At 65.5% G+C, this 24952-nt stretch carries 22 protein-coding genes and 2 pseudogenes; 14 read left to right on the top strand and 10 right to left on the bottom strand.

All coding sequences use genetic code 11. The features are described from left to right. Together G315_RS0111560 and G315_RS0111565 are read right to left on the bottom strand one after the other, a co-directional pair. Positions 1-985 (bottom strand): IS481 family transposase (locus tag G315_RS0111560; RefSeq protein ID WP_019612554.1); only part of this gene is annotated, 985 nt, incomplete at its 3' end. Positions 986-1380: 395 nt separating this feature from the next. Continuing rightward, positions 1381-1989: a PEP-CTERM sorting domain-containing protein gene (locus tag G315_RS0111565; RefSeq protein ID WP_018146365.1), complete on the bottom strand. Its 609-nt coding sequence runs from the start codon at positions 1987-1989 to the stop codon at positions 1381-1383. Between the two features lie 1020 nt (positions 1990-3009). Here G315_RS0111565 and G315_RS0111575 point away from each other — a divergent pair. The 4 genes and pseudogenes from G315_RS0111575 to G315_RS13825 all read left to right on the top strand — a co-directional run. Continuing rightward, positions 3010-4377, top strand: coding sequence for a DUF2254 domain-containing protein (locus G315_RS0111575; protein ID WP_019612555.1), 1368 nt, complete (start codon positions 3010-3012; stop codon positions 4375-4377). Positions 4378-4533: 156 nt separating this feature from the next. Beyond that, a complete protein-coding gene (locus tag G315_RS0111580) occupies positions 4534-4866 on the top strand; it encodes a DUF3634 family protein (RefSeq protein WP_018146368.1) in 333 nt (110 codons plus the stop codon). A 222-nt stretch (positions 4867-5088) separates the two neighbouring features. After that, positions 5089-5979, top strand: a pseudogene (locus tag G315_RS13820) (NnrS family protein); the annotation flags it as partial. Positions 5980-6263: 284 nt separating this feature from the next. Then, positions 6264-6575, top strand: a pseudogene (locus G315_RS13825) (NnrS family protein); the annotation flags it as partial. 354 nt (positions 6576-6929) lie between these two features. On the opposite strand, the gene katG reads toward G315_RS13825, so the two are convergent. Next, positions 6930-9122, bottom strand: a complete 2193-nt coding sequence (gene katG, locus G315_RS0111590) for a catalase/peroxidase HPI (protein ID WP_019612556.1) — start codon at positions 9120-9122, stop codon at positions 6930-6932. 232 nt (positions 9123-9354) lie between these two features. Then, positions 9355-9903, bottom strand: coding sequence for a glutathione peroxidase (locus G315_RS0111595; protein ID WP_018146371.1), 549 nt, complete (start codon positions 9901-9903; stop codon positions 9355-9357). Positions 9904-10102: 199 nt separating this feature from the next. On the opposite strand from G315_RS0111595, the gene G315_RS0111600 reads away from it, so the two are divergent. Beyond that, complete coding sequence (locus tag G315_RS0111600; RefSeq protein ID WP_026182161.1) at positions 10103-10309, top strand: hypothetical protein; 207 nt, start codon at positions 10103-10105, stop codon at positions 10307-10309. A gap of 77 nt (positions 10310-10386) precedes the next feature. On the opposite strand, the gene G315_RS0111605 is transcribed toward G315_RS0111600, so the two are convergent. Further along, positions 10387-10755 (bottom strand): rhodanese-like domain-containing protein, encoded by a 369-nt coding sequence (locus G315_RS0111605; RefSeq protein ID WP_018146373.1) that lies wholly within the window; start codon positions 10753-10755, stop codon positions 10387-10389. Positions 10756-10891: 136 nt separating this feature from the next. Here G315_RS0111605 and G315_RS0111610 point away from each other — a divergent pair, with 136 nt between their 5' ends. After that, the gene (locus tag G315_RS0111610; protein WP_018146374.1) at positions 10892-11263 is read left to right on the top strand and encodes a rhodanese-like domain-containing protein; all 372 of its coding nucleotides are present in this window, start codon (positions 10892-10894) and stop codon (positions 11261-11263) included. Between the two features lie 457 nt (positions 11264-11720). Here the strand turns inward: G315_RS0111610 and G315_RS0111615 are convergent, their stop codons facing one another. Then, positions 11721-12203, bottom strand: a complete 483-nt coding sequence (locus G315_RS0111615) for a hypothetical protein (RefSeq protein WP_196799828.1) — start codon at positions 12201-12203, stop codon at positions 11721-11723. Between the two features lie 460 nt (positions 12204-12663). On the opposite strand from G315_RS0111615, the gene G315_RS0111620 reads away from it, so the two are divergent. Together G315_RS0111620 and G315_RS0111625 are read left to right on the top strand one after the other, a co-directional pair. After that, positions 12664-13485 (top strand): matrixin family metalloprotease, encoded by an 822-nt coding sequence (locus tag G315_RS0111620; protein ID WP_018146376.1) that lies wholly within the window; start codon positions 12664-12666, stop codon positions 13483-13485. A gap of 317 nt (positions 13486-13802) precedes the next feature. After that, positions 13803-14270 (top strand): HEAT repeat domain-containing protein, encoded by a 468-nt coding sequence (locus G315_RS0111625; RefSeq protein ID WP_019612557.1) that lies wholly within the window; start codon positions 13803-13805, stop codon positions 14268-14270. Positions 14271-14373: 103 nt separating this feature from the next. Here G315_RS0111625 and G315_RS14835 read toward each other — a convergent pair whose 3' ends face one another. Both G315_RS14835 and G315_RS14665 read right to left on the bottom strand, forming a co-directional pair. Next, positions 14374-14790 (bottom strand): DUF1566 domain-containing protein, encoded by a 417-nt coding sequence (locus G315_RS14835; RefSeq protein ID WP_081624475.1) that lies wholly within the window; start codon positions 14788-14790, stop codon positions 14374-14376. Further along, on the bottom strand, positions 14688-15011 hold the full coding sequence (locus G315_RS14665) for a hypothetical protein (RefSeq protein ID WP_019612558.1): 324 nt from the start codon (positions 15009-15011) through the stop codon (positions 14688-14690). The genes G315_RS14835 and G315_RS14665 overlap by 103 nt, the downstream gene beginning before the upstream one ends. Before the next feature lie 448 nt (positions 15012-15459). On the opposite strand from G315_RS14665, the gene G315_RS0111635 reads away from it, so the two are divergent. The 4 genes from G315_RS0111635 to G315_RS0111650 all read left to right on the top strand — a co-directional run bounded on the left by G315_RS0111635 (position 15460) and on the right by G315_RS0111650 (position 20934). Continuing rightward, complete coding sequence (locus G315_RS0111635) at positions 15460-15843, top strand: DUF6394 family protein (protein ID WP_018146378.1); 384 nt, start codon at positions 15460-15462, stop codon at positions 15841-15843. A gap of 33 nt (positions 15844-15876) precedes the next feature. Then, entirely contained in the window at positions 15877-17595 is a 1719-nt protein-coding gene (locus G315_RS0111640) for a TrkA family potassium uptake protein (protein WP_019612559.1), read from the top strand. Between the two features lie 388 nt (positions 17596-17983). Then, entirely contained in the window at positions 17984-20095 is a 2112-nt protein-coding gene (locus tag G315_RS0111645; RefSeq protein ID WP_019612560.1) for a molybdopterin-dependent oxidoreductase, read from the top strand. Beyond that, positions 20095-20934 carry a hypothetical protein gene (locus G315_RS0111650; protein WP_019612561.1) on the top strand — a complete coding sequence of 280 codons (840 nt, stop codon included), beginning with the start codon at positions 20095-20097 and terminating at the stop codon, positions 20932-20934. Before G315_RS0111645 ends, G315_RS0111650 begins: the two co-directional genes overlap by 1 nt. Before the next feature lie 238 nt (positions 20935-21172). Here the strand turns inward: G315_RS0111650 and G315_RS0111655 are convergent, their stop codons facing one another. Further along, on the bottom strand, positions 21173-22084 hold the full coding sequence (locus tag G315_RS0111655) for a D-hexose-6-phosphate mutarotase (protein ID WP_018146382.1): 912 nt from the start codon (positions 22082-22084) through the stop codon (positions 21173-21175). A gap of 325 nt (positions 22085-22409) precedes the next feature. Between G315_RS0111655 and G315_RS0111660 the strand changes: the two genes are divergently transcribed. After that, a complete protein-coding gene (locus tag G315_RS0111660; RefSeq protein WP_018146383.1) occupies positions 22410-22865 on the top strand; it encodes a hypothetical protein in 456 nt (151 codons plus the stop codon). Positions 22866-23096: 231 nt separating this feature from the next. Continuing rightward, positions 23097-24071 (top strand): hypothetical protein, encoded by a 975-nt coding sequence (locus G315_RS0111665; protein ID WP_019612562.1) that lies wholly within the window; start codon positions 23097-23099, stop codon positions 24069-24071. A gap of 134 nt (positions 24072-24205) precedes the next feature. On the opposite strand, the gene G315_RS0111670 is transcribed toward G315_RS0111665, so the two are convergent. Further along, entirely contained in the window at positions 24206-24952 is a 747-nt protein-coding gene (locus tag G315_RS0111670; protein ID WP_019612563.1) for an RES family NAD+ phosphorylase, read from the bottom strand.

Genomic DNA, 24952 nt, shown 5'->3' on the forward strand with positions numbered 1-24952 from the left:
TGTCAGGTCTCGGCTGGTCATATACACGTTTTCGAAACAACTCGGGGCGTTCATGCTGCCAGGCCTTGAGGGTTTCCACCGGCGTTCGATGCCCCAGCGCCTTCTGGCCGATGTGATGGTTGTACAGCCGCTGGTAGTGCCGCAGCGCCTCGTCCAGGTGCAGGCCAGAGTTGAAGTGCCGCGTCCGCAGCAGGTCGGCGATGCGCCCGTTGAAGCGTTCGACCATGCCGTTGGTCTGGGGCCGCTTGGGCCGGATCAGGCGATGCTCGATCCTGTGCTCGGCACACAGCCGGTCGAAGGGGTGATACCCCGTCGGCTCGCGCTCCCCGGTCGCGGCAAAGCGGTCGGTGAACTCCTTGCCGTTGTCGGTGACGAGATGGGTGATATGGAACGGGGCTTTCTCGAGCAGCTTCTTCAGAAAGCCGCGCGCGGCTTCGGCGCTCTTGGTGCGCCGCACCTCCAGGTACACCCAGCGGCTGGCCCGGTCGATGGCGACGAACAGATAGCCCCGCGAGGCCTGGTCCGCCATCTGCGGCAGGTACTTCACGTCCACATGCACAAAGCCCGGCACGTAGTCCTTGAACGGCTTGTACGCCGGTTCCTCGGGTTCCCCGTCGCGTTCCCGCTGCAGGGCCCGCAGGTCGCCCACGCCGTGCCGGCGCAGGCAGCGCGCCAGCGCCGCCCGGCTGAGATCCGGGTTCAGGAACTCGCGCGCCACGATCAGCAGGTCATCCAGCGACAGGAGTGCGACCTCGCGCACCTGGACCACAATCGACTCCTGCTCCGGGGTCAGGGTCGTGTGCAGCCGCTTGGGGCAATGAGACCGATCTTCCACCTCCCGGCGGTAGCGCCACTTGCGCACGGTCATGCGGGTAATGCCGTAGCGCCGAGCAAGCTCGGGGTCGCTCACGCCGGGCGGTGCCTCCTGCAGCTCTCGCCGGATCTGAGGGGTGGTGCGCGCGTTCGAATGGATCGTACTCGCCATGCTATCCGTCCTGCGTGGGGCCGTCGCACACGATACTCAGCCACTCCCGGCCACGAAACAGGGGTGCCTTCTCGTGCGGTATAGAATCATCCGTTACCCAACATCTAGTCCTCGTCTTCGGCCCTCGGAGAAACATGACCAGGTCGGACGACGGTGATGGAATCCCGGCATTTGCAGCGCACGCTGCGCTGCACCGGTTTGATTGCCTTTGCGATAGCAAGGGGCTTTGCAGCCTGCATCAGGCTCACCCACCTGCGGCGGGCGGTTCTGGCGGCACAACCTTGTGCCGCGGGGAAACCGGCACCCCTCCCGCCGGAGGCAGATCTGCGCCGGCCGCCAGGAAAAAGGCCCCAGAATCGCTTCCGCGGCCTCTTCGGACAGGGTGCTGCGGTGGCTTACGCCGTCGAGGCCGGGGCGGCGGGATCCTTGCGCCGGCGCAGGGTCCAGCCGAGCATCACGAGGCCGACGCCGACCAGGAGCAGCGAGCCGGGGGTCGGTACTTCGTTATTTCCGTTACCGCGGTAGTACACCGAGATGTGCGAGATGTCGCGATCCTCGCCCGCGCCCGACAAATCGAACGGGGGGTCGGTCAACGGGGTGGCGTAGGTCCCGCCCAGGGCGCCGTTCAGCATGTCGTAGGCCACGATGTTGGTGTCGGCGCCATCCTTGAACGCGAACATCAGGTTCTCGAAATTGCTCCAGAAGTCGAGGACCACCAGCTCCCAGGTCCCGCTCTGGGCATCGCCGCTGAAGCTCACGATGGTTGCCGGATCATTGGGGTCGTTGATCAGGTTGCCGTTGGTGTCCTCGTACTTGCCGTCGAACAGCCAGTCCGAGTAGCCAAAGAACTCGGCATTGTTGACGACTGTGAGGCTGGTATTCACGTTGCCGTCAAGCGGCTCCAGGACCTGGCAGCCCTGGTTGGGCGTGACCTTGTCGCCCAAGTTGCCGTCGAGATCGGAGCAGTTGATGACGCTGGCGGAGGCCGAGCCGGCGGCAATCATGCCTCCCGCGAGCAGAAGGGCGAGGGTTCCGCCCCGTACAGTCTTTGTAGTCATGGTTGTTACCTCGTGGGTCTGCGCAGGCAGGTTTTGGTTTGGGGTCTGCGCTCACCCACGAATCTGCAACATCCATGCCCGCTGGATGCCGCTCTATATTGACGTTGGAAAACCGTAGGTTACACGCGCCCGACGGGGGGGCGGTCGCAAGCGCGATCATCGGGTGTAAAGGGTTCTGACGCGTGCACGGGTGAAGGACCTCGACCAGGTCACATCGACGGGGTTGGGCCACGGTAACTAGGCGTGTTAACGGGGCTTTCTGAACCCAAAGGGCTGTTTGAGGGCGTTAAACGGCGCATTGCGGCCCATAAATGGGCTCTTACTCTGCATGGAAAAGGACGGGGTCGGACCACGGTAACTGACGGTCTTAACTGGACTTTCTGAAGATAGATAGCTGTTTCAGGGCCTTAAATGGCGTATTCCGCGCCACAAATGGGCTCTTACTCTGAAATCGGGTCCAGCTGCGGCAGCGCGAAGGGACCGGTAGGGTCTCGGGCCGCTTCGACGGATTGGCGCGGCCTCTGCGGGGCCGCGCAATGACGCCATCTCACCCTTTTCCCCCGCCCCTTCCGGTCCTGACGACACGCGGCGTACTCTGCTGTAGAAACGGAGTAGCACAAAAAAGGAGACAGAGATGGGGATTTACGATCGCGACTATGTCCAGGAGAAACAAACGCCCCATAACAAGAAAGCGAGGGGTGATCGAACCGGGGGGACATCCAAACCTGGTGCTGACGCCCGCCGGACTCGCCCGGCTCAGACGTCGCACTCGACAACTGGGGCCCCACCCAGTCCAGACTGGAAGACGATCGTCCTATGGGCATCCCTCGCCGCGAACGTGATGCTTCTAACGGCCTTGGTCATCCTCCACGGAAGATAGGATCTCCCGGGGTCGGGAGAATGGAGGAAGACGGGGTCGGACCACGGTAACCCGGCGGACAGCATGTGAGTGAATGAGGCGTCATAGTGAAAACACTGACTTTCAGGTATTGGGACCGCATTCGATCCAGCTTATGGTTCATCCCCACCATGATGGCCCTGGGCGCGGTGTTTTTGGCCTTCATAAGCGTCGCCCTGGATAGACCGGTGACGAACTGGTTGTTGCGTTCGTGGGGCTGGACATTCACCGCTGGAGCCGAGGGGGCCAGCGCCGTGCTGGGGATCATCGCCGGATCAATGATCACCATCGCTGGAGTTGTGTTTTCGATGACGCTGGTCGCCCTGTCGCTGGCGACGTCGCAGCTGGGGCCGCGCTTGCTCCGCAATTTCCTGCGCGATACGACGACTCAGGTCGTGCTGGGCACGTTCGTCGCCACCTTCCTGTATTGCTTGCTCGTCCTCCTTACTATCCGGCGCGCGGAGGAGGTTGCTTTCGTTCCTCATGTATCGATCGCGCTCGGCGTACTCTTTGCGGTCGCGAGCGTGGGGGTGCTGATCTACTTCATTCACCACGTGTCTGTTTCGATGCAGGCCAACGAAATCGTGGCGCGCGTGAGCGACGAGTTGATCGCCGGGGTGGACCGCCTGTTTCCGGAACAAATCGGGCGGGGGACGTCTCGGACGTCGGCAACACCCCCCGAATCGGCATTTCTGGACGCATTTGACCGGGAGGCTCGTCCCATTCCAGCGAGCGCGGACGGATACATTCAGTTCATCGACACGGACGCCTTGATTGAGTTGGCGATGCAAAAGGATGTGGTCATTCGACTGGAGCGAGTACCCGGCGACTATGTGGTCTCCGGTGGCCCGCTTATGCTGGTCTGGCCGGGAGAGAGGGCGGCCGACGTGCCCGCGGATCAGGTCAACAATACCTTCGCCCTGGGTAACCAGCGGACTTCGGGCCAGGACATCGAGTTCGCGGTTACCCAACTCGTGGAGGTCGCTCTGCGTGCCCTCTCCTCGGGAGTGAATGACCCGTTCACGGCAATTACGTGCGTAGACCACCTGGCGTCCGCGTTGAGTCGTTTGGCTACGCGAGACATGCCATCGCCCTATCGTTATGACAGTACGGATCAGCTGAGGGTGATTGCTCCAGGGTCTACTTTTGTGGACGTCACAGATGCGGCCTTCAACCAGATCCGCCAAATGTCCCGCTCGAACACCGCGGTTACTGTCCGCCTGCTGGAAACGATCGCCGAGGTCGCGAGATTCGTACAGCGGCCAGAGGATCGCGCTGCGCTATTACGGCACGCTGAAATGATTGCCCGTGGGGCTAATGAGGGACAGCCCGAAGTTGAGGACCGCCAGAAGGTAGAGGAACGCTTTGAATATGCGAAACAATTGTTGAGCGTGTCGCCAAGGACAGGGTCGGACCACGGTAACGAACTGAGTTAACGCGGCTTTGCGAATTTGAAGGGCTATTTCCAGGGCTTAAACGGGGCTTTTGGGCCCGTAAATGGGCTATTGCGTTGACGAGTCGTCGACGAGCGGAGGCGAGAACCGCAGATGGGGTGCGCTACACTGGGGCGCACCCTTGTCCCGCAATCCATCATGCTGCTCACGTTCCTGATCCTGTTTGCCCTGCTGGGGCTTGGCGTTGCGCTGATGCTCTGGCATGCCCGGCTGGTGTTTTCGGTGGAGCTGCGCGATGGCGCTGCCCGCGTGCGGCGCGGCAAGCCGCCGTCCGGGTTCGTGAGGGGCTGCGAGGACGTCGCTCGACAATACGGGCTGAAGCAGGGCCGGATCCAGGCCGTGCGCACCGACCGGGGTGTCGAGTTGCGCTTCTCCCGCCACCTCCCACCGAAGACGCATCAGGCCTTTCGCAACGTCTGGACACCCCCGCCCGGCGGAGGGGGAGGCGGCGGCATGCGCGCGACGGGATAGCGAGGCTCGGGGTCAATCCCTGGCTTTTGGTCCCGTGGCAAGCGAGCGGCATCCAGGCCACTCCGACCGATTGCCACGGCCTCGTCGAGGCCTCGCAATGACGAAGAACCCAGGCTCGCAAAAAGCTTTAACCCGTATGCATTATATGAGCGGGTGCGAACCTGAATTCTGGGTGGTTCGCGTAGAGATGGCGGGTACTAGCCCCGCGGGGCCAAGGGGGCGATGTTGAAGCTGAATATCGAAGAGCCGGGACCGTATCGGTTTGCCCTGAGCCATCTGGGCTTTCGCCCGTTCTTCTTGCTGGCAGGGGTGTACGCCGTGCTGGTCGTGGGTCTGTGGACCTGGCTCTACCCATTCGACATGGCGGCGCTGCCCACGGCCGCCTTTGGCGGGCCCTTCGCCTGGCACGGCCATACCCTGATCTTCGGCTACGCCATGGCGGTGGTCGCCGGGTTCCTGCTCACGGCCGTGCGCAACTGGACCGGCGTACAGACGACCCACGGGCCCGCGCTGCTGGTGCTGGCCGGGCTCTGGCTCGGCGGCCGGGTGGCGGCGTTGTTCGGGGACCCCGGGCTGGTGGCCATGGCGCTGTTCGATCTTGGCTTTACCCTGTGGCTGCTGGCCGCCCTGACCCGCCCGGTATGGAAGACACGCCAATGGGCCCAGCTCGCCGTGATCGGCAAGATCGCGCTGCTGGGGGCCAGCAACGGCCTGTTCTACCTGGGCGCCTTCGATCTGCTGAATGGCGGCCAGCGCCTGGGGCTCTACTCCGGCGTCTATCTGGTGCTGTCGCTGATCCTGATGATGGGGCGCCGGGTCATCCCGTTCTTTATCGAGCGCGGGCTGGAGGGTGCCTTTACGCCGGTGAACCGGGACTGGCTGGACCGCCTCGCCCTGGTGCTGTTGCTCGCTTTCTGGCTGGTGGAGGTGTTCCTGCCATGGGCAACGGTCGCGGCGGGGCTGGCCGCCGGTCTGGCCGTGGCGCATGGCATGCGCTGGGCGGGCTGGCATACGCCGGCGCTGTGGCGCAAGCCACTGCTCTGGGTGCTGATGATGGCCTACGGCTGGATCGTGATCGGCTTTGCCCTGCGGGCCGTGGCCGAATTCACGCCCCTTAAGGAAACACTGATTAATGAACACGCTCGCGTTGGCACCCCAGGTTTTCCGAGACAAGGCGCGTCGTGCAGCGGGTAGTGGTTCTACCCGCAATCGGCGCAACGCAGGATCGGGGAACCTGGGGTGCCAACCCCACAAGCCGATGAATGCAGGGGCTCGGCCGCTTTCGCGTGCGCACGGCGTTGCGGTTCCCTTGTGCAGAATGACTGCACGGCAGTCACCGCGCCTTGTTCGCACGCGAAAGCGACTCGAGCGCGAGCGTGTTCATTAATCAGTGTTTCCTTAACCCGATGGCCGCGCTGCACGCCTTCACCTACGGGGGTATCGGCATGATGACCCTGGGGATGATGACGCGCGTCGCCCTGGGCCATACCGGACGCAACGTGTTTGACCCTCCGCGAGTCCTCGGGCTGCTCTTCGGCCTGCTGGCCATCGGGGCGCTGGTACGGGTGGCCGCCCCCCTGCTCTGGCCGGCCTTGACCGCCAGCTGGATGAGCGCCTCGCAACTCCTGTGGATCGCGGCCTTCGCCGGGTTTCTCTGGGTTTATGCCCCGATGCTGGTCAAACCGCGCATCGACGGGCGTTACGGTTAGCTACCGAACTGCCGCGGCCGGACCCCGGCAACCGATTGGCTTAACGAGCTTGTCCGGGCTGGAATGGCTCGTTGAAGGTCCTGGACGGCCCGACCTGAGCGTCGAAACCGGCGTTGGGTGAAGGACGGACGACGTTTACCACCCGGAGGCCGAGTGGGTGCGGGCTCGCAGGGACCAGAAAGGCCTGGAGGATCAGGCGCGGGCGGTTGCCCTCCGGCGGTCGCGGGAGCCGAAGGTCGGGGCGACCCGGAATTCGCGCACCGGTAGCCGTAGCCCCCGGCACAAAAAAACGCCCGGGATGGTCCCGGGCGTCCTGGTCTGCATGCCGGGCAAACTGCCCGGTTCAGGCCGTGCTTACTGCTGGTATTGCTCCAGATCGAAGCGGTCGGCGTTCATCACCTTGGTCCAGGCCCGGATGAAGTCCTGCACGAACTTCTCCTCGTTGTCGTCCTGGGCGTACACCTCGGCATAGCTGCGCAGGATGGAGTTGGAGCCGAACACCAGGTCGAGGCGGCTGGCGGTCCATTTCACCTGGTCGCTCTGGCGGTCACGCACCTCGTACACGCCGTTGTCTGCGGGCGTCCAGGCGTTGGCCATGTCGGTCAGGTTGACGAAGAAGTCGTTGGTCAACTGGCCTTCACGGCTGGTGAACACGCCATGCTTGCTGCCGCCATGGTTGGTGCCGAGCACGCGCATGCCACCGATCAGCACGGTCATCTCCGGCGCGGTCAGGCCCATCAGCTGGGCGCGGTCGAGCAGCATCTCCTCCGGCTTGACCACGTAGTCCTTCTTCAGCCAGTTACGGAAGCCATCCGCCAGCGGCTCCAGCGGCGCGAAGGAGTCGGCGTCGACCATCTCGGCGCTGGCATCGCCACGCCCCGGGATGAACGGCACCAGGACATCATGCCCGGCCGCCCGGGCGGCCTGCTCGATGCCCACGCTGCCACCCAGCACGATCAGGTCGGCCACGCTGGCGCCGGTCTCGGCGGAGAGTTGCTCGTAGACCTTGAGCACCCGGGCCAGGCGCTCGGGTTCGTTGCCCTCCCAGTCCTTCTGCGGGTCCAGGCGGATATGGGCCCCGTTGGCGCCGCCGCGCATGTCGGAGCCGCGGAAGGTGCGGGCGCTGTCCCAGGCGGTGGCGACCATCTCGGCCATGGTGAGGCCGCTCTCGGCGATCTTCTTCTTGGTCGCCTCGACGCAGTAGTCGGTGTTGCCGGCCGGCACCGGGTCCTGCCAGATCAGGTCTTCCTGCGGCGCTTCCGGACCGATGTAGCGGGTCTTCGGGCCCAGGTCACGGTGGGTCAGCTTGAACCAGGCGCGGGCGAAGCAATCCCTGAAGTACTCGGAATCCTTGCGGAACGCGTCCATGTACTTGCGATAGACGGGGTCCATCTTCATCGCCATGTCCGCATCGGTCATGATCGGGTTATGGCGGATGGACGGATCCGTGGCATCGACCGGCTTGTCCTCCTCCTTCATGTCCACCGGCTCCCACTGCCAGGCGCCGGCCGGGCTCTTCTTCAGCTCCCACTCGTGGTCGAGAAGGGCCTCGAAATAGCCCATGTCGAACTGGGTCGGGTTCTTGGTCCAGGCACCCTCGATGCCGGAGGTGATGGCGTTGGCGGCCTTGCCCTGCATGTTGGGGTTGTTCCAGCCGAAGCCCTGTTCCTCGACATCGGCCCCTTCGGGCTCCGGACCCAGCGCACCGGCATCGCCATTGCCGTGGCATTTGCCCACGGTGTGTCCGCCGGCGGTCAGCGCCGCGGTCTCTTCATCGTCCATGGCCATGCGGGCGAAGGTCTCGCGGACCTGCTCGCCGGTCTTGAGCGGGTCGGGCTTGCCGTTGACCCCTTCCGGGTTCACGTAGATCAGGCCCATCTGGACGGCTGCCAGGGGGTTCTCCATCGTATCGGGCTTGTCGACGTCGCCGTAGCGCTCGTCGGAGGGGGCCAGCCACTCCTTCTCCGCGCCCCAGTAGGTGTCCTTCTCGGGATGCCAGATATCCTCGCGACCGAACGAGAAGCCGAAGGTCTTCAGCCCCATGTTCTCGTAGGCCACGGTACCGGCCAGGATGATCAGATCCGCCCAGCTGATCTTGTTGCCGTATTTCTTCTTGATCGGCCACAACAGGCGGCGCGCCTTGTCCAGGCTGGCGTTGTCCGGCCAGCTGTTGATCGGCGCGAAGCGCTGGTTTCCAGTGCCGCCACCACCCCGGCCATCGGCGATACGGTAGGTGCCGGCCGCGTGCCAGGACATGCGGATCATCAGCCCGCCGTAGTGGCCCCAGTCGGCCGGCCACCACGCCTGGCTCTCGGTCAGCAGCGCGTGCATATCCTTCTTCAGGGCGTCGAAGTCGAGCTTCTTGACCTCTTCCCGATAGTCGAAGTCCTCGCCCATCGGGTTGGTCTTGCGGTCATGCTGATGGAGGATGTCCAGGTTCAGCGCTTCCGGCCACCAGTCCATGACCGAATGGCCAGCGGCGGTCTCGCCGCCATGCATGACCGGGCATTTGCCCATGTTCTGATGCTCACCCATATCGTTCTCCATTTTTCGCTGCGTTCAGCTGGTTCGTGTTTCGGAAGCCGTCATCCATGTGTAATCGATGGCTTTCCTCAGGGACCGCAAGCCGTTCCGACCCAGGGCCACATTCGGCCAGGGGGCTGCACTGTCCACCTGCCCTTGAAGCTAGGCCCCACGAGCCATTAGTGCCAGTTGATATTCACCATGAGCGAGATAGTCTCCCGCTATTTTTCCGCAGGCGGCGCCGCAGCGCGATGGGCTACAAGATGCTCTCGATCGCGCGGCGCAGCTCGGCGGACCCGGGGCCGGCCTGGCTGGGGAAGTGCGCAACCACCCGCCCCTCTCGGTCCACCACATACTTGTAGAAGTTCCAGCGCGGGGCGGCGGCTTGGCGGGCCAGTTCGCGAAAGATCGGGTGGGCGTCCGCGCCGCGCACACCGATCGGCCTAAACATGTCGAAGGTGACGCCAAAGTTCTCGAAACACACCCGGGCGGTCTCGGCCTCGTCGTCGGCCTCCTGGTTGAAGTCATGGGAAGGGAAGCCCACCACCTTCAGCCCCTGGTCCCGATAGTCCTGGTGCAACTGTTCCAGCCCACCGAACTGGTCGGTGTAACCGCAGTGGCTGGCGGTATTGATGATCAGCAGCGGATGGCCCTGGAAGCGTTCCTGCAGGTTGATCACTTCAGACGAATGCAGGCGACCCAGCTCGTGATGGAACAGCGCTTCGGTATCCGGCTCCGTGGCGCTTGCACAGGCCATCGGCAGCACCAGAAACAGGGAGGCGAACAGGGGCGCGAAACGGGACATGACACATCTCCACGGGGTCTCCACGGTCAGACCACCGGCGTGCCTTCGGGTTCTGCGGAAGGCCGGTGGGTCACGGCCAGGCTGGGATCGCGATGCAGTCGCACAGCCGCCGGGCCGAAGCGCCCGTCCGCGCCTGCCATGGCCTCGCGGGCATGTCATGCGTACCCTTGTGGGCAACCATCAACAAGGTCTTCCGCCGATGATTGCCTACGCCCGCCCGCTCCTGCTGCTTGCCGTCATCCTGCCGCTGACGACCGGCTGCACGGCCGTGAAGGTGGCCGGCACCGCCGGGAGCGCCGCTGTCAGTGTCACCACCGGCACCGTAAAGGCGACCGGCAAGACCGCCGGGGCGGTGGGACGCGCCGTCACCCCGGGCGGCAAACAGGACGATGACGACGCCGATTGAAGTGCCCGGGGCCGGCCGCCCGCAGCGAACGGACCTGAAAAGCGGTTCCTGATCGGAAGGGCCGCGCCGGGCGGCTTTCAGTCCCCGGCGTCCGCGCGGCCTCGCTCGCATGGCAGCCCGGCCCGCCACCAGGCGAGCATGCCGCCGCGAAGCTGGCGGGCCTCGTAGCCGCGGGCCCGCAGCTTGCGCACGGCGGGGATGCTGCGGTGTGCACTGAGGCAGATGGCCACCACGGGACGATCGGGATCGAGTTCCAGGTCCGCCAGGCGTCGCTTGGAAAACTGCGTGATCGGGAGGTGCCGCGCGCCCGGGATACGACTCCGACGATGCTCGACTCCGGTGCGCACATCCAGCACTTGCACCTGGGCGTTCTCCATCGCCTGCGCCAGTTCCTCGGGGCTCATTTCCGGCACGCGGCCGAACGGCCACCACTGGCTCAAACCCATCGTGATCACCTCCTGTCCACGGGCAAGAACGCGGTCGAACTTGGTCTTGTGTCCCGTACCTCATTCGCGACGAGGCGAGGATGGGCTGCTCTCAGCACTGACCTCGCGAAAAACCATCGCCGAAAGGAAAACCATTATGGATCATCACGACGAAGAGTTTCTCCGTCGGGCGCAAGCCGCGCGCGCTCGCATCAAGGAGATCGAGCCGCAACAGGTAGACGCCAGCCTGGCATCCGGTGCGGTGGCCATCGATGTGCGCGAGCCCGGGGAGTACCAGAAAGGCAGCCTGCCGAGCGCCCGCAATGTAGCGCTGGATTCCATCACGCGTCAGATCGAGGGAGTCGCACCAGACAAGGGCGCGCCCATGGTCTGTTTCTGCAATGGTGGCAACCGCGGGGCATTGGCGGCGGCCCAGCTGGAGGATCTGGGCTATACCAATGTCCAGTCCATCGCCGGGGGACTGCGCGCCTACCAGAAGGCAAACGACACCTCGGAGAGCTCCGCCTGACGACCGGACGGTCTGGGGGTCCAGCTTCGGATTTTCCGACCTTGCCCGTTGCCCCGCCTTAAAGAAACACTGATTAGCCACGAGCGTCAGCCAGGTCCAAGGACCGGTGTGTACAGCACCTGGCGGCCGAAGGTGGCCCTGCAGCGCAGCGGTACGCGCCCAGCGGCTCCACGCGCCTTCTTTTTCGTCATCCCGGAAACCGCGTAGCGGTTATCCGGGATCTCGATGGCTGGGGTTGCCCCGACGGGGGAGATCCCGGCTCTTCGCTTCGCTCCGGCCGGGATGACAGTGCAGGGGCAAGGGCCCCGGGGAGAGTGACATTCCCAAAGGGCCCGGACTAAAGCGACCTGCGACGGGCCATTGTCGTCCCCGGAGGATCCCCGTGACTGGCTGACCCTCGTGGTTAATCAGGAAAGGGGAAGACGGGGCATATCTCGGTCTGCGCCCGCGCGAGGGCTCACAGTCGTTGGCAGGTGTACTGTTCGCCGGACGCGTGCTCGACCACGAGGCGCGTGGGTGATTCGGTGACGATCCGTGTGACCTCCGTATGCGGGAGTTCCGGTAGCCGCGTAGTGATCTGCCGGATCAGGTGGCGCTGGAGTTCGACACCTGATGGGGAGCCGGGCGACAGGTCCAGGGCTTCCACGGTGAGCGTGAGCTGCTGCTCCTCGCGCTGCCACTGCCCCTCGCTGGTCGCGATCAGCGTGAGCGGCCACAGGCCGAACTGGGCCACGGCATCGCCCTCGCTCTTGTACCGCCCGTCCGGATGCAGACGGGAGCGCGTATCGAGCTGCAGATTCAGTTGGCTCGAGCCGATGGCTGCCAGTTGCATTACGGCAGGACAGGCCCAGTCGCCGTCCAGCTCCGTGGTGTCCGCCCAGGCTGCGCCGGCGAAAACCAGGGAGATGCAAAGGCCCAGCACGGGCCACGATCGATTCATCAAACGCGTCTCTCCAATCCAGTCTGGCTTTCCGGCACGGGCAGTAGGCGCGGGCAAAGGGCAAGGTCTGCCCCCGTAGGGCTTCGGTTATACCCCTGCGCCCGCGCCAGCGAGCCGGATTCGTGGGGCTTCAGCCGATGGCCACGGCCTCTTCGAGGCCCGCAATGACACGGCACTGCGGGCTTATTGTCTCGGCTTTGGATACGCGCCCCGTCTCGCCTGCGCGGGTCCACGCCGCAGATTGAGCCGAGTACGGTGCGCTGACCGCAGGACGCCCCGCTCGGACTCTGGGTGTGACCGACTGCTTCGTCGGTTCGGTGTCACACCTAAGCGTTAGTCGTCCGTTATGTTACGCTGCGCGGGAGCCTCGCGCGCCCTGAAGGCGCTCTTGACGGGGCCCGACCAGGAGACTGCGGTGCGATCAGTCACGCATGCACACCTTCCCGCGCTGGCCTTGGTAATGGCCGGCTTTCTGCCCTTGGCACTCCCGCTGCCGGCCCTTGCCGACGACGGTGGGTATCGGCTGCTCAAGCTGGATGGCTACAAGGTGAAGTGGGGAGAGCAGCAGTTAGGGGTGGGGGCCAGCATCAGCTATGCCTTTGCCGGGGAGGCGCTACGGTTCGATGATGCGCACAACTGCCGCGATCTGGCACCGATTGACGAGCTTCTGGGCGAAGCCCTCTCCATGGAGACGCTGGATCGCGAGGCCGCGGCGGCGTTTCGGGTTTGGGAGCGCGCGGCCGGTCTGTCATTCCACAAGGTAAGCGATACCCGGGAGGCGGATATCATCCTCGGCGCCCAGGGGCAGCCGCGTGGACGGGCATTCGCCAACGTAGCCTACGCACCCGATTCGGACGATTTCTCCAACGTTTCCTACTCGCCCGATGCGGAAGTGGATGTGCGCACCATCGAACAGTCGCTGGTGTGCCTGAATCCAGCACACGAGTGGAAGGTCGGATTCGACGGCAACAAGGATGTGTACGACATCCGCTATACGCTGACTCACGAGATCGGTCACGCCATCGGCCTGGACCATCCCGGGCCATCCGGGCAGGTGATGGGATTCAGGTACACCGAGGACTTTGCCGACCTGCAGCCCGGCGATCTGCGCGGAGTCCAGCGGCTCTACGGGCGCCCCGCCGATACCCTCGACACCCAACTGGCAGAGAAGCCGACCGAGGACGGGGAAAGCGCATTCAACAGCGACCGATTCCTTGATCCGAACGACCGCATCGTGCCCGTGACCGGTGTCGATAGCGGCCTTGGCATCGGCGAGAAGTAGCTCCGAGTCAATTCAGGGGCAGGTCTTTCCCATGCCCCTGCTCCACCACGAGCGGCCCCCACCCGTAGCACGTCAACCGATTGCCGCGGCCCCGCGACAGGACGTCGCATACGTGGCCGTTTACCGTAGAGTGACCGTACCGATGTGCCAAGGCGGGGCCGGCTCCCGGCAAGGGGCTCATTATCGGGGACAGGACCCCGAAAATTGAGTGCGGATAAACCCTCGGCAATACGTGGATCGGAAGGCATTTGAAAGACAAACCCCTGCCGTTTTGCCCCTCTTCTGCCTGGTGGCTGACCGCATGGCTGGCCAGCGGGATGCTGCTTGCTGGCTGCGCCGGCGGGCCGCCATCGGCAAAGCCACCCGCCGCCACGGGTGCCGCGCCGCAGGAGCAGCCCGCCGCCGCGGCAGACGGACCCGCGGAGGGGTTCGCCAGCCTCCGGGACGAGATCCACTACTACCTCGAGCGCCTGTCGGATCGCGCGTTCACCGAGACCTACGGGGGCGAGGAGCATCCGCGTACCTGGTACACCGCGGCCGAGGCGCTCGGCCGGATCGGTGCGCCGGCGGTCCCGCATCTCGTGCCCTACCTCGATTCCGATGACCCGTGGGAACTGAAACTGGCGCTGTACGCCCTGATGCTGGCTTCGCAGGATCCGGCGGTGACCTCGCAAACCGGGGGCGAGTACATCCGCCTGGGGACCGTCCTCGACGAACGCGAGAACGTGGCCAACCGGGCCCTCGCCCGCGACTGGTGGGAACGCTGGGGCCACCTCTGGGATTAGCGGCCCCGCGGGGCCTGTGGTTGATCAAAAGTGCTTCCCCCGATTGCCCCCAAAAGACTGGGACTGCCTGCGAGGGGAGACAGCCGCGACTACGGGGCCGGAATCACTGTCCTCCCCGCACAAGGCGAACGCGAAGCCGGCCGCCTCGGTCGAAGTCAGTGGCAGAGCCATTGCCGAAATCGACGAACCATACCTTGCTCGGGTCGCCCTCAGTGGTCGACGCCGACCAGAAACTCAAAGCGGGCGTATTCGGAAACACATCACTTACGATGGTTGGCTCACCAGTAGGATCCGAGCAAGCGTCATTGTCATTCTTGAAATGCGCCGGTTGACCGCTAGAGCAATACACCAAGGTTCTGAGTTCTTCGAGACTGGGAACCCGCCAGTCGGTATGCCCCCCGTAGCCACCCCCATCATTCAAATCTTGTACCGCGGTCTGAGCTCTATCGAGATTGTAGCGGGTTGCATTCCCCGTGCAGGTATCGCCTTCCCAGCTTTGACCCAGGCTGACCGTTGCCATTCGAGGGCGGTGTCCGCGTCCAGCACGATCTCCCCGTTATCGCCCCGGATGCGATAGCGTCCTTCGATCAGGTCACCGCCGCTGGCAATCGCCTCGGAATGATCGAGGTCGTATCCGTCGTCAACGGCCTCGTCCAGGGGGGCTTCCCCACAGCCGGAAAGAACCAACGCGCTCAACATCCACGCAGCCGATACAACAACAAAAGAAAACGAACGTGACATGGGTCGATCCTCTTATAGCCAGTAAACACCGCGTGAGACCCTGAGCGAATGCCGCGACCATACCGCCCGCGGTGCAGATTCCCACGCTACGCGCCGGCCACGCCATCCGACCCCCTCATGGCGCGGCACGATCGACGGACGTGATCTCACGGCCTCCGGGCGCTTTTTGAGTATAGGAAAGATAGGACACTTGGGCGGAAGATCTTGCCTTTTGCCCCTGCCCGATCACGAGGGGTCCGCATCCGTGGCGCTTCAACCGATTGCCGCGGCCTCTGCGAGGCATCGCAATGACGAGGCCCCTGGCGTTTCGGCACGTGGGGAGATCCGCGCCCTGCCCTCGCCATCCGGGGCTTGTTGGGCCATGCTCCATGCTGCGGGCGGATGAAGACCGGGCCCGTGTCGCGGCGCCGGGCAGGAGCCGTTACCTCGAACGACAAGGAGCATGCGCATGAACCTGGAGAAGGTGATCTTCGGTTTTTTCATCATCCTGGCGTTCACGCTGAACTTCGGGTTCTTCCTCGGCGAGATTGATGATCCGGCGCACCACAATGTGTACGAGCTGTTCGCAGCCATCGTGGTAAACGTCATCGCGACGGCCCTGAAGCTGGGGGACCGGACGCAGACCGGGGCATTGCTGCTGGCCAGTTCGCTGGTCGCGGTGCTGCAGTTGATCGCGGCCGCGGCGGTATGGGCCTATGCGAGCCACGTGCATGCCGGGGGCATGGATGCGATGTTCATGGCCAGCATCGTCTCCCTGGCGGGCGGGGCCATGGTGGCCAACCTGATCTCCGTGCTGCTGCTGATCGCGGATACGGTGGCGCTGCGCCGCTGACGGCGGCCGCGAGCGCTACAGACACCACGAGCCGTGGGCCCCACGATCAACAAGGTGCTGTTCCTGTTCCTGCGGCGCATGCGGGCACCCCTGCTTGCGCTGACGGCGGCCTACGCGATCTCCGTTCTCGGCTTGGTGCTGATACCCGGCGTGGACGATCAAGGGGAGCCCTGGCGCATGGACTTCTTCCATGCCTTCTACTTCGTGACCTACATGGCCACCACCATCGGCTTCGGCGAGATCCCCCACGCCTTCACCGAGGCGCAGAGGATGTGGACGGTGTTTGCCGTTTACCTGTCGGTGGTGGCCTGGCTGTATGCGATCGGCAAGATCCTCGCACTGATCCAGGACCCGGCCTTCCGCCTGGCCGTCAGCCAGCATGCGTTCGACCGCACGATCCGCAAGCTGCAGCGACCGTTCCATATCGTGTGCGGCTATGGCGACACCGGGGCCCTGGTGGTGCGTTCCCTGCTCGGGCGCAATGGCTTTGCCGTGGTGATCGACCGGAACCCGGACCGCATCAACGAGCTGGTTCTGGAGGATTACCCGCTGCAGATCCCCGGTCTGTGCGCGGATGCCAGCATCGCCAATCGCCTGCTTGATGCCGGGCTCCTCAACCCGCACTGCCAGGGTGTGGTGGCGCTGACCAGCGACGATGCGGTGAACCTGCGGATCGCCATTGCCGCCAAACTCCTTAACCCGGAGCGCCCCGTGATCTGCCGTGCCGAGAGCCACGACACAGAGAAGAACATGGCCTCGTTCGGGACTGACCAGGTCATCAACCCGTTCGACATCTTCGGCCAGCGCCTCGCCCTCGCGCTGCATTCCCCCGCGCATCACCTGTTGCACGAGTGGCTTGGGAGTATCCCCGGGAGCCCGCTGCCGATGCCGATCGACCCGCCCTGCGGGCGCTGGATCCTGTGCGGCTTCGGGCGCTTCGGCAAGGCCGTGCATGCCGGGCTGATCCAGGAGGGCGTGGAGGTAACCCTGGTGGAAACAGACCCCGAGGGCGCGGACTGTCCGCCCGACTGCATCAAGGGCCGCGGCACCGAGGCGGACACCCTGCACGAGGCCGGCATCGAGAGCGCCTCCGGGATCGTGGCCGGAACCGGCCGCGACGACTACAACCTGTCCATCGTGATGACCGCGCGCGAGCTGAACCCGGAGCTGTTCATGGTCGGACGCCAGAACCGCGAGTGCGATTCGCTCCTGTTCGCGGCGGCCGACCTGCCGCTGGTGATGCGCCACGACCGGGTGATCGCCGAGGCGATCCTGGCCCATCTGACCTCGCCGCTCCTGCCGCGCTTCCTGGAACTGAGTCGCAACCAGACAACCGACTGGGCGAACGAGCGAGTCAGCTCCATCACGGCCGTGGTCGGCGACCGTGTGCCGGCCATCTGGACCGAGCAACTGGACGAGGGGACAGCCCCGGCCCTCCTTGCCCATCTGGAGCAGGAGCCGGTGACCCTGGGCCAATTGCTGCGCGCCGACCATCCCGTGCGCCAGCGACACGCCTGCATTGTGCTGCTACTACGGCGCGAGGCCGGAGGCGAGGATATCCTCGCGCCCGACGACGACACGCCCCTGCAACCCGGCGACCACCTGCTGTTCTGCGGCCGCTTCGCGAGCGCCCTCACCATCTCGCACACCCTGCGCGACCCCCACGCCCTGCGCTACCTGCTGACCGGCGAAGATACCCCGGAAGGCTGGATCTGCCGTGCCCTCCGCGCGGCCCGCAGACAACCGGCCTGAGACGCGCAAGGCAGACCCGCCAGCACGCAAGTCCGTAAACGCGCATCGACAGAGGCAAACGGTTGGGGACCGATACCGTTCCGCCCCCACACCCGGTCATCCCGGACACCGCAAAGCGGTGAGCCGGGACCTCCCCGCCCGGGCTCTTCAACCCGGAGATCCCGGCTCTGCGCTGCGCTGCGCTCTGGCCTGGATGACGGGATGTGTTTTGTCACGAGTGACCGTGCCAGTTGTTGCCTTACCCCCAACCAAGCGAATCGGCGCCCAGGCCACGAGTGAAAAAGAGGTGGCCCCGCGGTTCCAGGCGTTGTTCGTGGCGGACCGAAGGCTCCCGGCATAATGCCCGCGCAGCAACCAGGACCGACCGCTGAACAAGGTAGACCGTCCGATGGCGACCGTGAAAAGTACCTGTTACGAGTGCGATGCCAACTGTGCCATCGACGTCACCCTGGACGCCGTCGGCGAGCCGGTCGCCATTGACGGCCCCGATTGCCCGCGCTGCTACGTCCAGCTCGACCGGCGCAACCATCCGGAGCGCTTGCTGTACCCGCTGCGGCGAACGGGCCCGCGCGGCAGCGGCCAGTTCGAGCGCATCTCCTGGGACGAGGCACTGGACACCATCGCCGAGCGCCTGCGCGCCACCCGCGAGGAACACGGGGCCCCGGCGGCGGCCTTCTTCGCCGGCTATACCAAGGAGGCCCGGCCGCAGCTCCAGCGCCTGGCGCATGCCTTCGGCTCGCCCAACTACCTGACCGAGAGCGGCTGCTGCTTCTCCTCCACCAAGGTGGCGGAGGAGGTGACCTTCGGCACCAAGATCAAGACCTCGTCCACCGTCGCCTCGGATGCGACGCGCTGCCTTCTGGTGTGGTCCACCAACCCGCGCGGTTCCATCCCGCCGTTCCACCAGCACCCCCTGGCTGCGGCCCGCCCCGGCTGCGCCACCGTGGTGGTGGACCCACGGGTAACCCCGCTGGCGGAGCAGGCCGAGGTGCACCTGCAGATCCGCCCGGGTACCGATGGCGCACTGGCGCTGGGCATGCATTACCTGATCTTCGAAAACGGCTGGCAGGATCAGGCCTTCCTCGACGAATGGGGCAACGGGGTGGCGGCCTTCCGCGACTACGTGGCCGAATTCCCGCCGGAGCGTGTCGCACAGATCTGCGGCATCGACGCGGCCGATCTGCGCCGCGCCGCCGAGCTCTATGCCGCCCACGCGCCGGCGCAGATCATGCTCTCGCCCACCGCCACCGTGCAGCACAGCAACGGCTTCCAGAACCACCGCGCGGTGATCCTGCTGGCCGCGGTGACCGGCAACATCGACCGCGAGGGCGGCAACCGCTTCTTCAACGACAAGGTCACGCCGAAGCCGATCGACCTGTTTGACCACTGCCGCGAGAACCTGCCGCCGCGCATCGGCGACGAGACCTTCCCGGTGTGGACGGCCCACTGGCCGGCGGCGCAAAGCATGCTGCTGCCGGATGCCATCCTCGAAGGACAGCCGCAGCCGGTTCGCGCCCTGCTGGCGATGGGCATCAACACCGCGATGTGGCCGAACTCCAGACGCATGGAGCAGGCACTAGGCGCGCTGGATTTCTTCGCCGCGTCGGACTTCTTCCACAACCCGGCCACGCGCATGGCCGACATCGTGCTGCCGGCCGCCACCAGCCTGGAACGCGCGGCGCTGATCGCCTACCCCGGCTGCAACTTCCGCGGCGAGCTGCGCTACCGCCACGCCGCCGTTGCCCCGCGCGGCGAGGCGCGCCCGGATGGCGAGGTGTTCCTGGAGCTGGGCGTGCGCCTGGGCATGGGAGAGCAGTTCTGGAACGGCGACCTGGAGGCCAGCTGGGCCGAGGCCGCCGAGGGCATCCCCGAGACCATCCGCGAGCAGGTCTACAATGACCCGGACGGGGTCACCGTGTTCGCCAAGGCGCTGGACGACATGCTCGAGTACGGCTTCGAGGAAGGCGACCGCCAGTACCGGATCAACGGGTTTCGCACGGTCAGCGGCAAGGTGGAGTTCGACGCCGCGGAACTGCACGCGGCCGGGCACGACGGCCTGCCGGTGTACCGCGAACCGGCGGAGAGCCCGGTCTCCACGCCGGAGCTCGCCCACGACTATCCGCTGGTGCTGACCAGCGGCGCCCGCCACAAGCACGCCACCCACTCGCAGCACCAGCAGCTGGAGCGCATGCGCCGGGCGATGCCGGAGCCGCTGGTGGAGCTGCACCCGATGGATGCCGCCGCGCGCGGGATCGCCGACGGCGACACGGTAGAGGTGCGTTCGCCGCGCGGGCACGTGGCGTTCGTGGCCAAGGTCACGGACCGCATCAAGCCCGGCGTGGCCCACTGCCAGCACGGCTGGAACCACGCCAACGTGAACGAACTGACCGACGACCGCGCGCTGGACCCGATCAGCGGGTTTCCCGCGTTCAAGTCGCTGCTGTGCGAGGTGGAGCGCTTGGCGGCGGGCCACGAAAAACGCCAAGCGGAGGCCGGGTAGTGCCGTTTGTCGGTGTCCTCCCCGAACGCGAGCATATCTTCCGGCCCGAGCCGCGCCGGGAGGTGGCCGTGTCCGACGCCGCCGCCTGGCGGCTCAATCCGGACCACCGGCATGTCTATGACAAACTGCATCTGGCCCTGGATGCCGGACTGACCGCCGCGCCCTGCGGCGTGGCACCCACGGACCTCGGCATCGCGGCGGACGCCGAGGTGTTCGTCAAGCCGATCACCAACCTGGCCGGCATGGGGCTGAACGCACGCACCCTGCCGGCCAGCGGCGTGCCGGCAGAGCCCGGCAGCTTCTGGTGCCAGCGCCTGCAAGGGGCCCACACCAGCACCGACTGCCTGGTGGAGAACGGCGCGGCCCGCTGGTTTGCCCACACCCGGGGCTCGGAGGCGAAGGACGCCGCCCGTCCGATCTACTGGGAGATCGGTGCCGCCGCGCCCGAGATCGAGCCCTGGATCGCCGACTGGGTACGCCGCAACCTGGCCGGCTACACCGGCCTCTGCAACCTCGAACTGATCGGCGGCCGGCCGATCGAGGCCCACCTGCGCGGCTCCAACGGCTTCTTCGACTTCTACGGCCCGGAGTTCATTCCAGCCTGGGTCGCGCTGGCCGACGGCGAGGCGTTCACCCCGCCCCCGCCCATCCCCGGCGGCTTCGTGATCTCGGTGTTCGGCGACGCCGACCTGCGGGATGACGACTTCCGGGCCGCCGAGGCGGCCGGCGTGAACCTGCAGCCCGATCCTTCCACCCCGGGCCGCGCCGCCATCCTGCGCTGCCGTGACCGTGCCGCCGGCTTCGAAATCTACCGACGACTCACCGGGCACACGCTGTAGCGAAGACGCCCCGCTTCCGGAGCTGGCGTAGTCAGCGCGGTTGCCAGGATCAGGCGTGACAGGTCTAGACAGGGCAAAGGGTTGGGACCGTCCCCATTCCGCGCCCCCACCTGCGTCATCCCGGACACCGCAAAGCGGTGAGCCGGGATCTCCGCCGCCTCTCCAGCCCGAAGATCCCGGCTCTGCGCTCCGGCCGGCGAGGCTGGAGGCCACGCCGGGGCGTTGCCCCGCGGCTGGCTCAGCGTACGGAGAGCCGCATGGTCATGGCGTGGGTTGCGCCCGCGGCAAGCGGGTAGGCGTCGTCGAGGGCGTTGGCGACTTCGACGCAGACCGTCTTGCGGTACTGGTCGTCGGGCATGTCCGCGAACGACTGGACACCTTCCGGGCCGGGGTTCCACAGCACGCTGCTGGCGCTGTTCTCGCGTTCGATGACGATCTCGCGCGCGTTGCCCCGATCCTCGATCACGAGCGTGCCCGGGTGGCCGACGAACACCTGCTCCATCGGGGTCGTCATGGCGACGTCGCCGGACTGCGTCCCGCGTTCACCGTCCGCCAGCTTGTCGATCCGCGTGGTCCCGTCCAGCCCGCGCACCACCAGGCCCTCGGCCTCGCCCACGCCGAAGTAGGTGTGGAAGGCCTCCGACACACGCCACTCGCGATCGCTGCGGTTCTCGCCCTCCAGCGTCATCTCCAGGGCCTCGCCCAGGGTGACGTGCAGGCGCAGCGAGAACTCCAGCGGCCAGGCCTTGCGGATATCGTCGTCCGGGGTCAGCACGAACACGACGTGCGTGGCATCGCCGACCGATTCCACGGACTCGACATCCCAGAACGCATAGCGCGCGATCCCGTGCCCCTTCTTGTGTTCGTCGCTCGGGTCGGGCCCCAGCGCGGCCGGATCGTACGGGCCAAACCATGGCCAGCAGACGGGGACCCCGCCGCGCACCGGTTTCTTGCCGTCGTACAACGCGGTATCGCTCACCCACAGCACATCGGCACCACCCTTCGGGCGATAGCTCAGCAGTGTCGCGCCAAAGGTCGTGAGCGACGCGCTGCCGTGCGCGTTCTCGATATCGACCATCACCAGTGCATCCTGCTGGCGAAACCGCACTTCGGGATGCGGAAACTGTTCCGTGAGCGCTGCAACCGTCATCTGATCTCTCCTGTCCGACAAGGGCCGAAGCGTAGCAGACCCCGTGGTGCGTCGAGTGCCTGCACGGGCGCCGGGATCAAGGGCGCCGGATCAGGTCGGGCCTTCTGCCCCGGCATTGCGACCGACCGGCGGCCCAGCACGCTCCAACCGATTGCCACGGCCTCTGCGAGGCCTCGCAATGACGAGGTGCTCCGTAGAAGGACGAGGGATGACAGGTCGGGAAACAGCAGCTAGATTGTTGGCGCGACCGATCAATGGGCTCGCGATGTTTCCAGGGAGGGAAACGATGAAAAAGGGATTCTCTAGTTCTGTCCGCGCGGGGCATGTGCGCCCTGCCGCCCCATGCCCCGTTACCCGCCCGCCACCTCGCCGGCTTCTCGCCGCCACGGCCGGGCTGTTCCTGCTGATATTCGGCCTCGCCAGCCCGGCAAGCGCCGACGAGCGGCCCGAGATCCTGAACATCCTGAGTCAGTTCGTCGCATCCAGTACAGCCGCGGCCCGCTGTGACGATATCGATGACGACCAGATGGTCGCGTTTCTGGCCAACCAGCAAATGATCTACCTGCAATCCGTCATGGCGCTGGAGGACCAGCACCCGGAAGCGACGGGAGAACAGATCGCGGCCACCCTGCTGCGTGGCCAGGAAGACATCCAGACCCAGGTAAAGCAGCGCATCGACGAACACGGCTGTGACGATCCGAATGCCCAGGCTCTGATCGAACTGTTTGAGATGCAGGCCGAGTGGCGGCCCGGCCGCTCACCCCGGAATGACACCGAGTAGGACCCGACGGGTTCACTGTCACACGCTGCCACAGGGGACGTGCGCATGTGGATGTTTGCTGGATTCGTCACGCTCATCGGAATGGCGGTGTGGGTCTACCGACGCCGGCTCGAGGATCGATGGGAACGCCGGTCTTCTTCAACATCTGAGCCAGTACCGGGTTACCAACAAGCGCCCCCACTCGGGGACCCGCTCTATAACTATGTCTACCGAGGCCGCCATTCCGCACCCGTGGAGCGCATTGGCTACTACCCGGCACCGGATGTCGAGTTCCGCGTAAAAGTGCGTCGCTGGTGGGATGTGCTGTTCACCACCATAGGGCTTTCGGTGGCCTGCCGCACAGGCAACACCGAATTCGACCGGACCTTCTATTTGGTCGCCGACCAGGCACCGCTCTGCCGGACGCTGAAAGCGTGCGGGACAACGCAGGAGGCCATGCTGCGCATTTACCGTGAGTGCGAAGCCAACGGACTCCGCTTTAGGCAGTTGCGCATACGATGCGAGCGGGTATGGGTCGAGGTCGTGGCGCAAAGACGCCGGAGCCGTAGTCGCCTTTCGGCACCCTTGAAGGCGTTCGTCCCGCTGCTTCGCGAGCTCTCCGAAGCCATGGAATCGGAGATTCCCGAAACCGCTCGTGGGCAGAAAGACCCATTGGCCTGGAAGGCCGTGCTGATCGTCAGCATCAGCTCCGCCATGCTGATCACCGGCTTTCTATTTCTGCACCAGAGAATCTTCTGGCCCCTCCCCGGCCCCATTCGAGCATCGGAGATGGTGTCGCTTTCGATAAGCACGGGCATCGTCGTATTCGCGCTGCTGGCGGCCGTGACCATCGCCTGGCTGGGACGCACCTCCCGTACCCACCTCGTCCTGATCGAACTGGCTTTAGCCGGATTGATCGGCGCTGCCATGACCAGCTACGGGCTTCTTCGGGACGTCAATATGAGTTTTGATCGGTCCTCCGCTCTGGGACACCCTGTTGAAGTGCGCGACAAGACGGCCGAGCGGGGGCGTGGCTATACCCTTCACTACCTGAAACTTTCTGGGTGGGACGGCCCTCAAGAGAAGCGCGGAATCCGCGTCGATCGCTGGCTATACCACTCCGTTCGAGCAGGTGACCGGCTGCTGCTGGAGGAATACCCGGGCCGCCTCGGCGTTCCCTGGATCCGGCTCGACACCGATCGCTCCAAGATCGCACAGTCTCCATGAGGCACAACACCATGCGGGTTCCAGCCCGGACTCCGCAGCACATTCACAGGGAGGGGATCGAGGCCCTGTGGGCGGGTCCGACCGATTGCCACGGCCTCTGCGAGGCCTCGCAATGGCCGGTGTGGGTACGGCTGTCAGGCGGGTAGCGGCAGCCGGCCCTGGTAGTGGAACTGGGTCAGGGGAAAGTCGTGCAGGGCGCCGTCGCGGGGCTTGAGGAAACGGACGTGGTCGGCGGTGAGCTGGCACAGCCAGGGATCCTGGCGCGTGGGTTTGTTGCGGGTAAACGGGCGCGCATTGAAGAGCCCGAGGTTCAGGCCGGCCTCGTGATCGCGGACGGACGGGTATTCGAACAGGTCGATGCCGGCCTCGCGCAGCGCGGCGCCCAGGGCCTGGGTGGCCTGATAGTCGGCGGGATGACGCAACAGGTCCGCGTGTTCAGCGAACGGGGGCTGATGGAGCTGCAAGCCATTCGGGGTCTGGTAGCGTGCGACAAACAGGGTGTGCTGGGTGTCGAGCTTGCGTGGCGGCGGGGTCGCCATGCCATGCCAGAACACAAACCGGTAGTAGGCCGCCTCGGCGAGGACCGTGCGCTCGCGCAGGGCGCCGTAGAACAGGCTGGGTTCGTGGCGACGGCCGAAGCGCGATCCGTGACGTAGCGGCGGGTAGCGAAACGGCGTGGCGAGGAGATAATGCAGCCGTTCGGTGCCCGGACGCCGGGGCGGCTTGGTGGCCTCCAGCATCTCTTCCAGCACGGCCTGGCGGTCGAGCGAGCTGACGATCTGGTTGGTGGCAACCTGCTCCTGGCTCTCGACCAGGCGCAGGACCTCCCCTCTCAGCGTGACACGCGGCGCGGCTTCGACCAAGGCATCCCAGTCCGGCAT

The sequence above is a fragment of the Thioalkalivibrio sp. AKL7 genome, assembly GCF_000381705.1.
Lineage (GTDB): Bacteria > Pseudomonadota > Gammaproteobacteria > Ectothiorhodospirales > Ectothiorhodospiraceae > Thioalkalivibrio > Thioalkalivibrio versutus.

Bases quoted from the DNA above. Each gene is read 5' to 3' on its own strand.
- G315_RS0111565 (WP_018146365.1), bottom strand. From the start codon at position 1,989: ATGATTGCCGCCGGCTCGGCCTCCGCCAGCGTCATCAACTGCTCCGAT.
- G315_RS0111580 (WP_018146368.1), top strand. From the start codon at position 4,534: ATGCTGCTCACGTTCCTGATCCTGTTTGCCCTGCTGGGGCTTGGCGTT.
- katG (WP_019612556.1), bottom strand. From the start codon at position 9,122: ATGGAGAACGATATGGGTGAGCATCAGAACATGGGCAAATGCCCGGTC.
- G315_RS0111595 (WP_018146371.1), bottom strand. From the start codon at position 9,903: ATGTCCCGTTTCGCGCCCCTGTTCGCCTCCCTGTTTCTGGTGCTGCCG.
- G315_RS0111600 (WP_026182161.1), top strand. From the start codon at position 10,103: ATGATTGCCTACGCCCGCCCGCTCCTGCTGCTTGCCGTCATCCTGCCG.
- G315_RS0111605 (WP_018146373.1), bottom strand. From the start codon at position 10,755: ATGGGTTTGAGCCAGTGGTGGCCGTTCGGCCGCGTGCCGGAAATGAGC.
- G315_RS0111610 (WP_018146374.1), top strand. From the start codon at position 10,892: ATGGATCATCACGACGAAGAGTTTCTCCGTCGGGCGCAAGCCGCGCGC.
- G315_RS0111615 (WP_196799828.1), bottom strand. From the start codon at position 12,203: ATGAATCGATCGTGGCCCGTGCTGGGCCTTTGCATCTCCCTGGTTTTC.
- G315_RS0111620 (WP_018146376.1), top strand. From the start codon at position 12,664: ATGGCCGGCTTTCTGCCCTTGGCACTCCCGCTGCCGGCCCTTGCCGAC.
- G315_RS0111625 (WP_019612557.1), top strand. From the start codon at position 13,803: ATGCTGCTTGCTGGCTGCGCCGGCGGGCCGCCATCGGCAAAGCCACCC.
- G315_RS14835 (WP_081624475.1), bottom strand. From the start codon at position 14,790: ATGGCAACGGTCAGCCTGGGTCAAAGCTGGGAAGGCGATACCTGCACG.
- G315_RS14665 (WP_019612558.1), bottom strand. From the start codon at position 15,011: ATGTCACGTTCGTTTTCTTTTGTTGTTGTATCGGCTGCGTGGATGTTG.
- G315_RS0111635 (WP_018146378.1), top strand. From the start codon at position 15,460: ATGAACCTGGAGAAGGTGATCTTCGGTTTTTTCATCATCCTGGCGTTC.
- G315_RS0111645 (WP_019612560.1), top strand. From the start codon at position 17,984: ATGGCGACCGTGAAAAGTACCTGTTACGAGTGCGATGCCAACTGTGCC.
- G315_RS0111655 (WP_018146382.1), bottom strand. From the start codon at position 22,084: ATGACGGTTGCAGCGCTCACGGAACAGTTTCCGCATCCCGAAGTGCGG.
- G315_RS0111670 (WP_019612563.1), bottom strand. From the start codon at position 24,952: ATGCCGGACTGGGATGCCTTGGTCGAAGCCGCGCCGCGTGTCACGCTG.